The organism is Bacillus alkalicellulosilyticus, assembly GCF_002019795.1.
In the GTDB taxonomy this organism is placed as follows: Bacteria; Bacillota; Bacilli; order Bacillales; family Bacillaceae_F; genus Bacillus_AO; species Bacillus_AO alkalicellulosilyticum.
Map to the genome: position 1 here is coordinate 2498706 of NZ_KV917381.1, position 15966 is coordinate 2514671.

A 15966-nucleotide genomic window follows, 5' to 3' on the forward strand; every position below is an offset into this window, starting at 1 on the left:
GTACGTCTACAATATATTCAAGGTGAAATACACGCAAATATTAAAAAATGGTTAATTTTCATCTTTCACCCATTCACAATACCACTGATTTACCTCCTCGGTAATTTTCTCCCCACCCATTCGATTCCAATTGTCTACAAATTGATCGAATTCATATAGCGGGGTGCCGAGTATAATATTTACATAGGTGTCATGCATGAGATTGTCCATTATCGGTTTCATCTCAACCATAGTTATAGATGGAGGGCCTACAAATTGATCATAAAGTAATTGATCATTTTGAACGTATTGTTCCAATATAGAGAATGCTCCCGTAGGTCCATAAGTCTTCTCCCAGCCCCACCCTGATTCATTATTATTTTTAACGTATTGATCTATATTGAATTTAATAGATCTAGCTTCAGGATTTAATCCAGAATCACTCCCAGACTGATGTGCAACTTTAAGTAAACGGTAAGCATCTAAATTCTTTAAAGCTGGAAAAGGTGTTACAGGTGACAACTGCCACACTGGGTGTGGTGTACTATAATAATTTTTATAGTCTTCTGTCCCACCCCAGTTTTTCTCTAAATGGAGGTTAATAAGTTTTATTATAGCTTCAGGGTTTTCATATCCTTTTCTAACAGCTAAAAACGTATGGCTTCCATACTTTAATGGTATTTTAGCTAATTCATTTGAATTTGAAACAATGGGAAAAGCCTTCCATTCAGCGCTAGGATCATCTACACGACTAACTCCTACTCTAAATGAACTCCATTGTTCCCCGTAAAGCATTCCTATCTCACCATTAGCAATCTGTTCTATCACTTTGTTTCCATCTTTAAAACCAAACTCCACGTCCAGCTGTCCATCTTGATACATTTCCTGAAGGGCGCCCAATGCGGTTTTCACTTCTGGTTGAATACCACCAAATACAAGTTCACCATCATCGTTTTCAATCCATATGGTCGGGAAGGCATCAAATCCAGCCATGAATCCTGCCACCCCCATCACTGGATCCCATAAGTGTTGGGTAATAGCCAGTCCATATGTATCGTCTTCGCCACTTTGATTTGGGTCTTTTTCTGTAAACGCTTTCGAAATACTCAACACATCTTCCATCGTTTCCGGTGGATCTAACCCTAGTTGATCCAACCAATCCGTTCGTATCCATATAAATTGTGCTTTTTCTATAGAAGAATCCACTTCAGGAATACCCATTAATTTACCATCTAGCGTTGCTGTTTCAAATGGACCATCCCCCTCCTGACTCATGACTGCCTTTGTCCAAGGGGTTGCGAATTCTTCATATACAGTTGTCAAATCTTGAATCAACCCTGCGTTACTTAGTTCACGAAGTTGTTGAGAATTGACTCTCACTACATCAGGCAAGTTTCCAGATGTGAGAGCAACGGAATATTTTTGATGGTATAGATGTCCACTTTCAATCCAATCATATTTTATTTCTATTCCTAATACTTCTTCATATAGCTGGGTCCATCGGTTATCTTCCAATGTTTCATTCGGTAACTCTTCTAATAACTCTTCGATATGACTATTCATTTCTCTTACAAAGGTTATCTGAACAGGTGAAGTATACTTCTCTAAACCTTGGTGCTGATAGATAACTTTTCTAATGTAGTCAACTTCCCAGTGCTCTGGATTATGGTCCTCACTAGCACCTTCTTTACTAGAATTGTCGCATGATGTTAAAGATAAAATAATAATACAAAATATTATGTAATAACTTAATCTATTTAATCTAAACATCTACAACATTACCCCTTTTTATGAAATAATTAAAAGAGTTTCAGTATCAATTATCCTATCGCTTCCTAGTTTTTTCAATACACCAATCTTTAGAATCTTACTTTCTATTTGGTTTTATTCTATGAAATAGGATGTTTATTCTTGTATCATTCATCTTCCTTTCCGATTATTAAAAAACGAAGGCCTTCGCAAAATAATAACAGCTAAGACCTTCGTATTTCTAATAATATCTTCTATACAATATATAGGAGTTTGTATTTATGATCTAGCAACTTTAATCAATTCATAGAATGATTGTTTTGGTTTATGGTGTTCATCGAATGGGAATGGCCAGTTCTTCCTTCCCCTTATTGGAAAATTATCCAGCCAAGTATAATCATCTGCAGCTCCCCAAAAAGTTACTGAAGTAATGTCTCTACTGTATTCTTTTAACAGTTGGAATAGTTCCCCGTATCTTTCTGCTTGTCGCTCCAACATATCGGTCGTTGGTTCCTTCAGATCCGTTCTATTATCTTCATGTTCGAAAACGGAAACATCTAATTCTGTAATATGCAACTTCAAGCCAAGCTCCGCATATCTCTCAATTGCTTGACGAATAAGATCGAGGGAAGGGTTTTCCAGTTTCCAGTGTGCCTGCAAGCCTACCCCATGAATCGGAATATCTTTCTCCTTTAGTGATTTCACAAGTTTATAAATTTTTTCTCTTTTTTCCGGCACCGACTCGTTGTAATCGTTATAGAATAATAATGCATGAGGATCTGCTTCATGAGCATATTCAAATGCTTTACTGATAAAATCTTCTCCTATAATGTCGAGCCATTTTGAAGGTCGAAGTATTTCATCATCTTTGTCAGACACAGCCTCATTCACAACATCCCATGCATAGATTTCCCCTTTATATCGTTTCATTACAGTGTCTATGTGTGACTTCATCCTCATCAAAAGTGCATCTCTGTCAATCGGACTCCCATCTTGTTTCTCGAATACCCATTTTGGCGTTTGATTGTGCCACACGAGAGTATGGCCCCTAACCCCCATACCATTCTCTTTTGCAAATGACATCATGAGGTCTGCATTGTCAAATGTAAACTCATTTTCAGATGGCTGTAAACTAACAAACTTCATTTCATTTTCCGCCGTTACACTATTGAAATGATTCTTTAGCAGTTCACTTTGTTTTTTTAATGTCCATGGATTAGTCGCAGCTCCTATTAGAAAGTGATCCTTAAATGCCTCATGCAATTTCATAGTCTCCATTGATCTTGAATTGTTCATTAGTAACCTCCTGTTTTGTTCTAAGGATTTTTTCGAGCGAATTAAAGTTAGGGTATCCTTCTCAACAATTTCCAACAACCTGTCAAACACTCGGATTCTCCAATTATCCACCTGACTATTAAAGAAGGAATGTTATAAAACTCAGTTGTTCATTCTTCCTCCTCTAGTTTGGTTGGATCCACCACTGCCCAAAATGCTGGTTTTGCATGAAGGTACTGATCAAACAATAAAGGGGCATTCGTACGTTCCACTGGGAATGTGTGTAACCATGTATGTTGATCGGCTATACCCCAGAAAACTACACCACCGACCATATCCTTATGCTCTTTCAACGCTTCAAACAATTCTTGATATCGTGTTGCCTGTTTCTGTAGTATCTCGTCCGGAATATTATCACCAAAGTCACTGCGGTCATCCCATGAATATATACTCATATCTAATTCAGTTACCAAATTATCAAGACCTAGTTCATTAAACTTTTTTATAGATTCAATGATTGACTCTATAGATGGCCCGTGAATATCTATATGTGTTTGGTGACCGACTCCATCAATCGGTACACCTTTATCAAGCATTTCCTTCACTAGTTCGTAGAGACGATCTCTTTTTTCAGGTATGTCTGTTCCGTAATCATTTATATAAAGTTTGATATCTGGGCCGCCTACTTCTCGGGCAACTTCAAATGCTCTCTCAATGAAGGCTGTACCAGTAATCTGATACCATTCGCTTGCCCTCATTCCATCTGGAGCATTTGTTTCAATCACTTCATTGACTACATCCCATGACTTGATATCATCTTTATATCTCGAAACGATAGTACGTATATGTGTTTCCAATCTATCAAGTAGTAGTTCCTTATTTTCTTCACGCTTATCACGATCTTCCTCCTCAACCATTGGTTTGCCGTCTAAATCCTTAAAGAACCAATCACCTACTTGGGAATGCCAAACTAGTGTATGAAAACGAACCTCCATACCATTTAGTTTTGCAAATTCTACAATTCTATCTGAATTTTCCCAATTATAATTCCCCTCAGATGGTTGAATGGCATCAGGTTTCATCACATTTTCTGCAACTAATACATTCACATGTTTCTTTAACAACTCAGATAGTAAGCCAGTAGTTTGAGAAGGTTCTAGAGCTGCACCAATAGGGAAATACTCAGTATATGTCTCTGCTAAGGATGGGATTTCCTCCTCTACGAAAGGTTGCCTCAAATCATCCTCTTCTTCAAACACATCCTCATTATCCAGTTGAATATCATTTATAGCTATATCTTCATTAGAATCGCTGTCAACTGAGTTATCATCCTGTTCAAGTGGTAACTCTGTTTCCTTTTCACTGATGTTGTTGTTTTCCGTAGTTGATTGACAGCTTGTAAGAATGAGCCAATAAGAGAATATACACACAAGTAGTAAAAAATGATTCACATTAAATTTCATCATTAAAATAGTATCTCCTTTCAGGGCAGAGAATAAATTAGATACACCTTACGGATCATTTTTTCCGTAAGGTGCAGTGAAAAGGTTATCCTACAACACCACTACGCTCCACACTTTGAACGAAGTATCGTTGGACAAATAGATACATTAGGATGAGTGGAAGCATGGATAGTAGTATACCAGTATCCTGAACCATACTCTGGTAAAATGGATCGCTCGTACCTGATTCTCCCTCTAGTTGAATAGCCAAATTATATGGCAATGATGATAACTGTGTAGCTAATACATTACTCGACGTCAAATACGTTGTAGTATAGAAAGTGTCATTCCATTGCCATACAAACGAGAATAACATGACTGTAACCATTGCTGGAATGGCATTTGGTAACATTATTTTAAAGAATGTTGTCCCAACTCCTGCACCGTCAATATAAGCTGCTTCCTCAATAGCTTTTGGTATCCCCCTAAAAAACTGTCTAAATATAAAAATGAATAAACCTGCTTTGAGAGAGCTTGCTGTTAACGACGTCAATATAAACGGCCAGTAGGAGTTCAACAGATTTACTGAATCCCCTGTCAATAGAGGAATGATTCCCATGAAAGTGAAATCTCTTAAATTCATATAAATAGGTATAAGAATCGTTGTAGGAGGAACCAAGATAGTAAGTATTACACCCGCGAAAAGTAGTTTTCCTCCTTTTATGCTTAGACGAGCAAATGCATAACCTGCCAGTGCACAAGAAGCAGTCGTTAAAATAGTTGTTATCCCTGCTAAAAGAACCGTGTTGAGTAACGTGTTCCAATAATCCATTATAGAGATAGCGTTCCTAAAATTTTCTAGTGTTATATTTTGAGGAACCCATACAACAATTGGCGAATATAAATCTTGTTGATGTTTGAACGCTGTTGATATTTTTTGCAGTATAGGATAAAGGATGACAAACGCTAGCCCAACAATGAGAACGAAACGCACCATTGACCAAAGCCAGCGCTTCCAATTTTCCAGAGATAATAATTTAGCTGTATTCAAGTCTTTCCCCCCTATCTAATGAAGTTGACTTCATTGGTAGTCCAGTCTATGAAACTCTTTTTCCTTCAGGATCTTTCAGTACAATTCCTAAAGCTCTATTCTTGGTAGAAAACTCTCTTTGAAATGAAGTAAGTACTGATTATCAATATCAACATAATCGAAAGAAAATAAAGCCACGCCATAGCCGAACTTAGTCCAAAGTTGAACGTGTCAAATCCTGTAGACATAATTACTTCCGTAACTGGGCTTCTAGAAAATGAATCTATAATGGTATAAATCACATTAACTAAAATAAGTGGACTAACCATCGGTAATGTGATTTTCCAAAAAGCTTCATACCCAGTTGCCCCCTCCACTTTTGATGCTTCATAAAGCTGGGGTGAGATAGACTGGATACCTGCAAGGAAGATCAATATTTGAACTCCAGACTGACTAACAATGTCATAAATACGGTTAACGGCACCTGTTAAATAAAGTACAATGCTTTCATGAACTCCGGCTCGTAGCATCATTCGTTCTAGTTCAAAAGAGGATAAAGCATTCATCGCTCCTCTCGAACTCGCATACTGTTGGTTAACAGCCTGCACAAGACTCTCACTTTCTAAGCTCATAATGACACCAGACGCAAGAATTACTGGTAGAAAAAAGATCGCTCTTGAAACTGATCTTCCAAAAAATTTTTGGTTTAATATAACAGCCAAAAACAAACTAAAAATAACGATTAATGGCACATTTACTACAATATCTATTAGTGATTCCACTAATATACGGTTGAAAGTTGTATGCACCGTTAGAGCTTGAATGTAATTAGATAACCCGATAAAGGTTATCTGCATCCCTTCAGAACTAGCCTCAATATTACTTATGCTATACCTTAACGAATTAAATAGTGGAATCATAAAGAAAATGATAAACCCAATAAGCCAAGGGAAAACAAAGAGAAACCCCCACAACGATTTCTGTCCTTCATATGTTTGTAGTTTTTTACCGATTTTCTCTACGGGTTTCATAGACTTTCACCACCTGTCATATAACCTTGTGCTTCTATTGTTTTCCCATCCACATCGACTGGATAACGATTATAATTAACAATTACATAAACACCATTGTTATATTCTGTTCTATAAACACCGTGTTCCAGCTTTTCATGCTCAGCAATCGGTTCACCCTTTACTTTACTTAAAACTTCATTGACCTCGTGGTAGATTTCTGTCGCCTGGTCAATCCAAAGTTCATAGTTGACCGCATACAAATAATTGAAGTTTGTATCCTTTACCTTGTAATTCGGTTCATAGATCCACTTGAAATGGACATTTGAGCCATACTCCAGACTCCTTAATATATATTGGCTCACATCTGTATAATCCGATAAATTATAAGGTTGCCCAGTATAATTTATATGTCCTCGTACTACCATCTGATAAAATGGTATTACTTCGTCGACAATCTTATATCCACTATTCGTTAATGGAGCATTAATGATATGTGACAAGAATGGCAAGGAATATGCATTACCCCCATTGGCCATAATTTTTAGATCTTCTCCATGAACTTTGTTTAAGGATTGCTTAGACAATGTCTCTGATTCTGGTCTATAGATTTGGTTATTTCTCCTGTAATCACTATTTAGTTGGTCAGCCATATCTCGCAAAGAGATACCACCTGTCTCATATTCTAGGAAATCACTCAGAATACTCTCTGTATAATCCCCTATCAGTATTGGAGAAACAACATAAGATGGTGATTTTGTTCTATCTCGGCGATTAATTGTTAGATCCATAGGATACAACTCTGCCGGAAGACCTGTCAGTGATCTTGATGCTTTTGTTGATTCTCTAAATCCAGATCCTGAATTCGCTGTAAGAATACTGACGTCTGGAAAAAATTCAATTCCTTCTTCTTCTAAGAAGGTTACAAAGTTACGTAACCCATTTTTTCCTCCCACTGCTTTATCTACAGAAATACTATCAGGAACCTTATGGTTTACTCCTCCGTTAAACCAGCCAGAATAATTCAACTTAATATTATTTATTTCTCTTTCCTGCATTTCAGAGAGTATACTTTCAGCCTGTTCAAATGTAGTTAACGCTTCTATCCCTTGATAAGGCACTCCTGCAAAATGCTTCCTTTTTGTGATACTCCCAACCAGTTCTAAATAAAAGGGTACATTCTCTACTTCATTTTCTTCCTGTATTGGAGGGAGCCCATTCGTATTTACCAAATAATATTGATAGTACTTTGCCATCCCCGCATAAGAAGCATCCTCACCACCTAGAAAAGCATATCTTATTACATAGTCTGTGTTCATACGTTCTTCTTGGAATCTTGGTAATGTACGTTGTTGCTCATTAGCATTTATTGTGATATCTCCTTTGTTTATAACAAAAAAGCTCGGATAAACGTAATTATAACTATTTAATCTACCACTTATATCCGCATTAATTCTCGCAACCGAGGAACCTTCTTCAATTATTCCAAATAGCGCATCTCCCTCTTGGATAATACCAAAAACAGGTAATCTCACCTTTTCTTCCGTACTATTACTATCATCAGTAGAAGATAATGTTAAGTCCGTTCCATAAACTAATTGCCTGTAAGATGGATATTGGGTATTACCACTATTAAAATTAATGAGCCCACCTGATCCATCAGGAACAAACAAGCTTCCCTCATCTTCTGTCCCTCCTGCTCCAAAGAAATTCATAAAGGATATCATATTTATAGGAAACTCCTCAGGATATTCGATACTGTCGACAGGAACTCTTACAATGAGATTATCTTCTTCCAACGTGTACTCTATCGATGCCCGGAAGATTCTAGCTTCTGATATATCTTGTGCGAAGTTTAGCTCTTCCATATCTTGCTCCCAATCCTCTTCCGTGTACCCTGCATCCTCAAACGCCTTTATTGCATTTTCCAACTGAAGTCCACTCAGTGCATTATCATTTCTTTCGTATAATAATGTCTCTGAATTCTCTCTATAGGCTATCATTAATGCTCTCTGACCAGCTGATTCCAATCTACTTAACAAATCTTCGTATCTTTCCGCACTTAACATTAGTGGTAAATCAGCTGCACCTGATCCAGCACTACCGAATAAGTAAGAAACTCTCACCCCATCTGTCATTTCTTCAAACATCACTTGCTCATGAACGACGCTTTCTGAGTAGGAGTTAATCGTACTTCTCTGACCATAACTGTTATAGAAATCTAGTTGCATCTGTGAACCTAAGAGAGCTTTGTTTTCTCCAGAAGCAACTGAATCTTCTTCCCAATTCGGTGGGTTGCTGTACCAGATTTTCTCTGTTACCTTGTTATGGACTGCAATAGCCCCACTAGTATCATCTACATACAACTGTAGATATTCATTCTCTACAATCCCTTTCATTCCATCGATTCGTTCGTCTGTAAAGTGTGACGGTAATACTTCTCCCCTTTCAAGGTCTGTATCTACTTCACCACCATCACCTACTTCATTTATCGAGCTGGGCTCTGAACAACCAACTAAGAAGATGGCAATAATAGAGGCTGCAAACAGAAATCGTACTCTTCTTCCTTTGCTCATTTTCACCATTCACCACTCCCCTTAATACCTATTGACAATTTCTTGAAAAATCACGCTAAAGAAAGCCACAATCTGTTGAACTAGGCTAAAGAATAGTAAACATAGAAAAGCCATAAATCCCATTGCCACAACTGTCAGTAGTATGGTTCCTATCGATTTCGAAGGAGTAAATTGATGTACGGTCATGTTTCCGATAAACAAAAGAAAGAGAAACCAAAGAACTGCAAAGCTGGTAAAGAAGTAGTAAAACATCGTTTCTTCCAATGTTATAAAATTGCTTAGCCAAATCCATGGAAAATTAATGATTACAAGCGGGATTAAAGCAAAGCAAGTTGATGTAAAAATTTCTACAAACTTACCTTCTCCGTCCATTAAGGTTGTTAGTGACCAATTAGCTACACACCAAAACAATACCGGGACTATCACGTACACTATTTCCATTAAACTGTTCATGTACTCCGGGTTATACAAATTCACTAAAAATCCACTGTACTGACTGCCTAAAATGTTCGTAACAATAAGGGACAACAAAATAATAAATGAGATTACTAGATTAATACGATTACTGTATTCATATTTCAAATCCCAATATCCATTAAATGGATGTCTGATGAGGTAAAATGGGTACTTCATTATCTCTTTATACAATGGAAATCCCCCTCTTTTTCCTCCTCACTTTTCTGTATATTCTAAAGCTCAGAGTACTTACGGCAAGAATCATAAGCCCCGTCATTATGATAGAAAAGTATTCACGGAGCACTTCATTCCGGTATAGCTGAAATGCTTTTGAATAATTAGAGCGATCGTAACTTTGTTCAAAATGGTGCATTGCTTCACGATAATTTTCTTGCCTTAACTGTGTTTTACCAATTCCACTATAAGCAAAGTCAAGATTGGCATTCATATTGATCGTTTGTTCAAAAAGAGAATTTGCTTTTTCTTCCTCTCCACGATAATAACTTTTTACCGCTTCTGTGAGTGTTCTTCCATATTCTGTGGTCCGAAAAACGGTAACTTCGCCTAACGCTCTATCAAGTACAAGGAAATCTTCCCCAAACCAAGAGATTGCTACAGGAGTATTGAATTTTCCTAATCGGTTTCCAATTCCACCGAACATATACATTAAGTGACCATCACCATCATAAGTAAAAATACGACCTCTTCTTGAATCCAATACAGAATAAATCTCACTATCTGTTACGGAAATATCAACAAGACGTGATGGTCCTGCATCGTGCTCATAGCGAATGTCTCCTACAGGACTGAAATACCCTTCTCTTCTTAAGATATCTGTTCCTCTCGCATTCAACTTCTTAATACTATCGTCAGCCCCATCAGAACTAGTGGCATAGAGAAACCCCTGCTCATTAATGTCTAAATTCGAAAATTCCGTTGGTATGAACAATCTCATTTGACTTCTTTGTTCCCTTGTTGCAATTCGCGACCAGAACCATTCAATTGGATCCACTTGTACCCGATTAGCACCAATAAATGTAGTGAAATCCCCTTCTATGTCAAATTCCATGAACCCATCAAAAACACCAGAAGCTAACACATAAATTCTATTTGCATTGTCAACTACGACCTGTACAGGTTGAAAAACAAAATCACTTCTTAATAAATCCGATTCTGGTTCGTCGACTATTTTTACTAGATTCATATTTTCATCCAAATGTACCACTCGATTATTACCTGTATCTGCAATGACAACATGGTTTTCATCTGTGACGAAAACTCCTCTTGGATTAGAAAATGTCTCCATACTACCAGCATGTTGAAAGGAGTCTATTACATCTACAAAACTAAATTCTTCATTAATTATCACCACTCGATTATTACCTGTATCTGTAACATAGATGTAATTGTCTTTTGAAACAAATAGATCATTCGGTTCTCTGAATGCTTCAATTCCCAAACTTGCACCATTCACCAAATCAGTCGCTTGGAATGCAGCAGGTGCTGGAACAGAATCTCCCCAAAAAGAGTAGTTGTATGCATCGGAGCCATTAGAAGCTTTAACAGTCAAAGGTTCCATACTTATAGGGAGGAGAAAAATCAATACAGCAAGAAGGAATGCACTCAACTTGTTTAAAATTTTCATTATCTTGCACAACTCCCCTCTAATCTTTTATTCCTGAATTAGCCATCGTTGAGATGACACTACTCTGAGATATTATAAATAATGTTATCGGTACAATCATTAGGAATAAAGCGACTGCAGCACCAACACCAGCACGAGCAATACCACCGAGTACGATTTGTTCAAGTGCATAGTTTAAGGTTTTCAAACTTTCACTGTATATGAAGTTCCCTCCATTACTTCCCCACAACATTGGGAATTGGAGAATCATTAATGTTAACCAAGCTGGCTTAACGTTAGGCATGACGATCTTCCAAAAAATACGGTATTCACTAGCACCATCTATCTTCGCTGCCTCAAGTATTGCATCGGGTATTTGTTCCATAAATTGCTTCATAAGAAATAGCCCAAGTGGGAAAGCCATTGCCGGTACAATCAATGACGCGTGTGTATCAATCCATCCAAGCCAGGACATTACCATATAGTTAGGAATGGCCGTGACGTGTGGTGAGAACATTAAAGCTAAAATAACTATAGAAAAGATTGTTTTTGACCCTGGAAATCGATACTTAGCAAGTGGATATGCTGCCATTGATGCCAATAATATATGTCCAACAGTTCCAGTGACGGTTATTATTACGGTATTAGCAAAATAACGTGATAACGGCACCCATGAATTACCCATAATGGCTACAAGATCAAAGAAATTGTCCATCGTCGGATTCCTAACAAAAAATCGCGGAGGGAATAAGAATATTTCATCTAAAGGCTTGAAAGCATTATTTATTGCATAAACTAACGGAAGTGCCATAAAAGCACCAAACAAGGCAAGTAGAGCAAACATTAGAAAACTCACAGGAAATGAACGGTTTATCCTCTTTTTTATCCCAAAAAATCTCCTTATTTTCTGAAACAATGTTACTCACCTACCTTTCTTAAAACCTTTTGAATAATTAAGTTCGTACCAACCATTAGTGCAAATAAAACAGTTGCAATTGCTGATGCATATCCCATCTCAAATCGAATGGTTCCATAATCCATCAGGTGTGTTACTACCGTGTGGGCAGCATAGTTCACACTTGGAAAACCTGCGAGAGCTATCGATATATCAGCGACTGCAAACGCCATCGTAATTTGCATTACTGCTCCAAATAACAACTGAGGTTTCATCGATGGAAGTGTAATGAACCAAAGCTCTTGCCACCTGTTTCTAATTCCATCAACAGCTGCCGCTTCAATTAATGAACGATCAATGGTTTGTAGACCTGCGATAAAGGCAAGAAAGGCAGTTCCCAAGCTTAACCATAGTTGTACAATGATAACTACGATTAATATATACTGTTCATCTCTTAACCATTGAATAGGTTCTAATATAAAACCTGCACTCATTAGAAAACCGTTCAAATAACCATAGCTGTCTCCTGAAAATATGATTAGCCATATAAAGAAAACATTTCCTGATAGTGAAGGTGCGTAAAACACTAGCGTCATAATTGCACGAACTTTCGGAGTAAGCTCATTAATAATCCAGGCAAATAGGAAGCATGCAATATAACTAATGGGACCTGTAATGATGGCAAATATAAACGTATTCCTCAATGAAATCATAAATATTTCATCACTAAGAAATAGTCTAGAATAGTTATCCCAACCAATAAAAGTTGGGAATTCTAACATATTAAAGTGAAAAAAACTGAGTATGAATGAAACAACAACAGGTATCAATGTAAACAAAGAAAAGATAATTAAATAAGGAGCCATTAAGATATAATAATGTTTCCCTCTTTTTAACTCCTTTTTCAGTCTCGTAAAACGAGATTCCTTTGCCACTTGAATGGAGCCCGTTGCTGGTTGATGATTTGTTTGAGTTTGCATCTGCGCCCACCTCCTATCCTAATATGGCAAATTGAACTCTCTACGTTTAATTTCAATTTCATCATTAATGTATAAAATATAATCCGACAAAGCTTCTCTCGGATTCTCATTAGCATTTACAACCCGTCTGAATGCATTGTCTAAATGCCTTCCAGTAAAATAACCACCCGGCACTTGTGGTATTCCATTCACCCACTGCCATTGGGTTTCTAAATTGTTATAGTCTTCTATTGGCCATGGTAATTCTTCTAGTGCTTCAATGTTTGCAGTTGGATATCGGGCCGCCTCTCCCATAAGACCTTCCATTTCACGACCAAAAGCAATTTGTGTTTCCTTGTTTGTCCACCATTTCATAAACTCCCAAGCAGCGTCTTTGTCTTCCGCATTATCGAGCATCATCACTGCGGTTGTATGACTTGCCACACTGTGATCAATGCTTCCATCAGGCTTCTTTGTTCCTGGTACGATGGTAAAATCCCACATCCCCCTTATTTCAGGAGCCAAGACTGTCAGCATATTGTAGGTGGTGTAATCAGCAATCCCAATCGGCATTTCTCCAACACGGAATCTATTTGGAAAATCGGCCATTAATGGAAATCGATGATTCGTATAGAAATTAGTCCAATCTCTAAAAGCCTCCATAGATATATCAGTATCTAATGCACTTGCTTTATGGTCTTCTTGATAAAACTCTCCACCGTTTTGATAGAGTAACATTGCAAAAGAGGCATTTGGCACCATGTTCTGTTGTTGTGCCTGCTGCATCATTGGATCGTCAATCGGTAAAAAGAATTCTAAATTGTGCTTTTGTAAAACGGAAATCATATTGTAAACGTCATCCCATGTTTCTGGTGGAGTTAAGCCCAATTCCTCCAAAATATCATTACGATAAAACATCATTGGGAATATTTGTTGTTCGGGAAGTGCATACACACCTCCATCAAACTTATAAGGTTTCAACCCACTCTCACGAAATCTTGTCGCCACTTCCTCATAATCAGGAAATATAGATATGTCTGCCGCTGCATTTCTCATAGCATAGTTAACAGGTACATCCTCACCAATCTGTAAAGCAACGTCAGGACCTTCATTAGCAAGGGTTGCAGGTAGTACTATTTCGGGAGGAACTAACCTTAAATTAATGGAAATATTTGCTTCTGGGGTAAAGCTCTCATCAATTAAACCCTTCAACACTTGAGCTTGATCTCTTCCTGTCGTAATCCATACATCTACCGAACGATCTAGTGCTTCAATATTTCCAATACTGTCATAATCCATCGTATAAGATGCGATGTATGCACCTATCTCATGCCGTGCTCGTTCAAAGAATGTTGCTTCAGCTCTTGGTAATTCATGACCTGGAGAGGAAAATACAAGATAATCTAATGTGAGTGGTTGTTCACGAATGGTTAATATAAACGTTCCCAAACCACCAACATTTACTTTAAAATTGTCTAGCCTCCTAGCAATTGTGTGAGGGTTTTCTACTATATCTTCTAGCTGCCTAACCATGGATTGAAGGACTGCTACTTGATCTCCCCTTTCACCTGTTGATTCCACAAGATAGTCTGCAACACTCTGAATAATCTCTGCTTGTTCCGTAAATACATCAATCAACCCCGGTATACGTTGTTCTAGTTGATAATCACGGTATGGATCAGGTGTGCTTGAAGTAATCATTAATATTTGTCTATACATCTCATTTAATTGTAAAACACTAGATTCTATCGTCCTCAAAATTGGTGCAAGATCTCCAAGGGTAACTGTTAATCGAATCCGATTCGTTCCTTCTTTTAAATGAAATAAATATGGTTCATCATTTCCTAATATTTGATTCTCCCAATCTCTGTTAAAATTAAAACGAATACGCTTCATCTCTTCAAATGGATATTCCCCATTTATGGTTAGGCTTCTTGTAGCATAAAGGCCCCGCAATTCATTTTGCTTACGCTTTAGTGCTATCTGGTATAATCCTTCTTCTTCGACTTCCACTTCCCATTCAATCCATTGACCTGGTAGCTTCCAATTAAGACCACCAATGGTGTTAATTCGGATATTTGAAACATGGTAAGGAACCACTGTTGGACTCGATCTATCCGACATGGGAAATAATGTTGGGGAAGATTTCGTTACTGTATTTTCACCCTCAATTTGGATGTATTGATTCTCAACAGACTCTAATCCTTCTGCCTCATATACTTGTTTTACTTCTTCATAGGACATGACGGATTTTTCCTGGTAAAGTTCGATATAATCAATTGCCATTGGTTCTCGTAGAGCGGACAAGGATATTCTTTGTACACCTTCTTCAAAGTAAAAAGAGTACGGATCTTCAAAATATCCCTCACTATCCCTAAACGACATAAGGACCCATTCTGGACTCTCTATTTGGCCTGGGCGTAATTCATTTCCTCTATCATCTTTTTGAAATTCTTCATATCTATCAGTCCACACCCGGTCAAAAATTAGGATGCCAGCTCCATGAAACGGGACTTCTCCGTTAATAGCAAACTTTCTTTGAATTGCTGAACTCTTCCCTTCCATAGGATAATAATGAAGTCTCATATTGTATAAACCGGCATTTTCAATTGGAACATCCCAATAGATAGTCCCTTCTTCAGGCGTGGTTACAGCCTTACCATCTAAACCTTCAAATTGCTCAACCACTTCAAAACCTTCTCCAACCGCGTCTGCAAAGTCTTCTGCTTCTATGCGAATAACATCCTCTGGTTTCTCTAAGGTTGAATAAGCTTCCAAGTAATCATCATAACTATCATCTCTTGTATCATGAAGAACAGCCTCAAAATCCGCTAATGCCTGTACTTGTCCTTGCTGAGGTGAGTTCGTTGTTAGATTAAATAATGAAACGGACGAAAAAAGAATAATAATTACTAAGATGACTTGAACGGATTTCTTTCTTATTATTTGCAACCCTTTTCCCCTCCTTTAG

Annotated in this window: 11 protein-coding genes; all 11 read right to left on the reverse strand. The window is 37.6% G+C overall.

Annotation, left to right across the window (positions count from 1 at the left end; translation table 11 throughout):
• Positions 1-51: 51 nt before the first annotated feature.
• Positions 52-1749, reverse strand: coding sequence for an extracellular solute-binding protein (locus tag BK585_RS12605; protein ID WP_078553761.1), 1698 nt, complete (start codon positions 1747-1749; stop codon positions 52-54).
• A 258-nt stretch (positions 1750-2007) separates the two neighbouring features.
• A complete protein-coding gene (locus BK585_RS12610; protein ID WP_078553762.1) occupies positions 2008-3024 on the reverse strand; it encodes an endo-1,4-beta-xylanase in 1017 nt (338 codons plus the stop codon).
• Positions 3025-3173: 149 nt separating this feature from the next.
• Positions 3174-4469, reverse strand: a complete 1296-nt coding sequence (locus BK585_RS12615; protein ID WP_245805828.1) for an endo-1,4-beta-xylanase — start codon at positions 4467-4469, stop codon at positions 3174-3176.
• A gap of 82 nt (positions 4470-4551) precedes the next feature.
• Positions 4552-5442, reverse strand: coding sequence for a carbohydrate ABC transporter permease (locus BK585_RS12620; RefSeq protein WP_078556802.1), 891 nt, complete (start codon positions 5440-5442; stop codon positions 4552-4554).
• Positions 5443-5591: 149 nt separating this feature from the next.
• Positions 5592-6506, reverse strand: a complete 915-nt coding sequence (locus BK585_RS12625; RefSeq protein ID WP_078553763.1) for a carbohydrate ABC transporter permease — start codon at positions 6504-6506, stop codon at positions 5592-5594.
• Positions 6503-9070: a DUF5696 domain-containing protein gene (locus tag BK585_RS12630; RefSeq protein WP_245805829.1), complete on the reverse strand. Its 2568-nt coding sequence runs from the start codon at positions 9068-9070 to the stop codon at positions 6503-6505. Before BK585_RS12630 ends, BK585_RS12625 begins: the two co-directional genes overlap by 4 nt.
• Positions 9071-9082: 12 nt before the next feature.
• Positions 9083-9694: a YIP1 family protein gene (locus BK585_RS12635; protein WP_419095566.1), complete on the reverse strand. Its 612-nt coding sequence runs from the start codon at positions 9692-9694 to the stop codon at positions 9083-9085.
• Between the two features lie 7 nt (positions 9695-9701).
• A complete protein-coding gene (locus BK585_RS12640; protein WP_419095567.1) occupies positions 9702-11165 on the reverse strand; it encodes a hypothetical protein in 1464 nt (487 codons plus the stop codon).
• 16 nt (positions 11166-11181) lie between these two features.
• The gene (locus BK585_RS12645) at positions 11182-11985 is read right to left on the reverse strand and encodes a carbohydrate ABC transporter permease (RefSeq protein ID WP_078556806.1); all 804 of its coding nucleotides are present in this window, start codon (positions 11983-11985) and stop codon (positions 11182-11184) included.
• Positions 11986-12059: 74 nt separating this feature from the next.
• Positions 12060-13016, reverse strand: coding sequence for a carbohydrate ABC transporter permease (locus BK585_RS12650; RefSeq protein ID WP_078553766.1), 957 nt, complete (start codon positions 13014-13016; stop codon positions 12060-12062).
• An 18-nt stretch (positions 13017-13034) separates the two neighbouring features.
• The gene (locus tag BK585_RS12655) at positions 13035-15947 is read right to left on the reverse strand and encodes an extracellular solute-binding protein (RefSeq protein WP_078553767.1); all 2913 of its coding nucleotides are present in this window, start codon (positions 15945-15947) and stop codon (positions 13035-13037) included.
• Between the last annotated feature and the right edge of the window lie 19 nt (positions 15948-15966).

Coding starts and splice junctions, on each gene's coding strand:
- BK585_RS12625 (WP_078553763.1), bottom strand. CDS start 6,506: ATGAAACCCGTAGAGAAAATCGGTAAAAAACTACAAACATATGAAGGA.
- BK585_RS12645 (WP_078556806.1), bottom strand. CDS start 11,985: ATGTTTGCTCTACTTGCCTTGTTTGGTGCTTTTATGGCACTTCCGTTA.
- BK585_RS12615 (WP_245805828.1), bottom strand. CDS start 4,469: ATGATGAAATTTAATGTGAATCATTTTTTACTACTTGTGTGTATATTC.
- BK585_RS12610 (WP_078553762.1), bottom strand. CDS start 3,024: ATGAACAATTCAAGATCAATGGAGACTATGAAATTGCATGAGGCATTT.
- BK585_RS12605 (WP_078553761.1), bottom strand. CDS start 1,749: ATGTTTAGATTAAATAGATTAAGTTATTACATAATATTTTGTATTATT.
- BK585_RS12630 (WP_245805829.1), bottom strand. CDS start 9,070: ATGGTGAAAATGAGCAAAGGAAGAAGAGTACGATTTCTGTTTGCAGCC.
- BK585_RS12635 (WP_419095566.1), bottom strand. CDS start 9,694: ATGAAGTACCCATTTTACCTCATCAGACATCCATTTAATGGATATTGG.
- BK585_RS12620 (WP_078556802.1), bottom strand. CDS start 5,442: ATGGTGCGTTTCGTTCTCATTGTTGGGCTAGCGTTTGTCATCCTTTAT.
- BK585_RS12650 (WP_078553766.1), bottom strand. CDS start 13,016: ATGCAAACTCAAACAAATCATCAACCAGCAACGGGCTCCATTCAAGTG.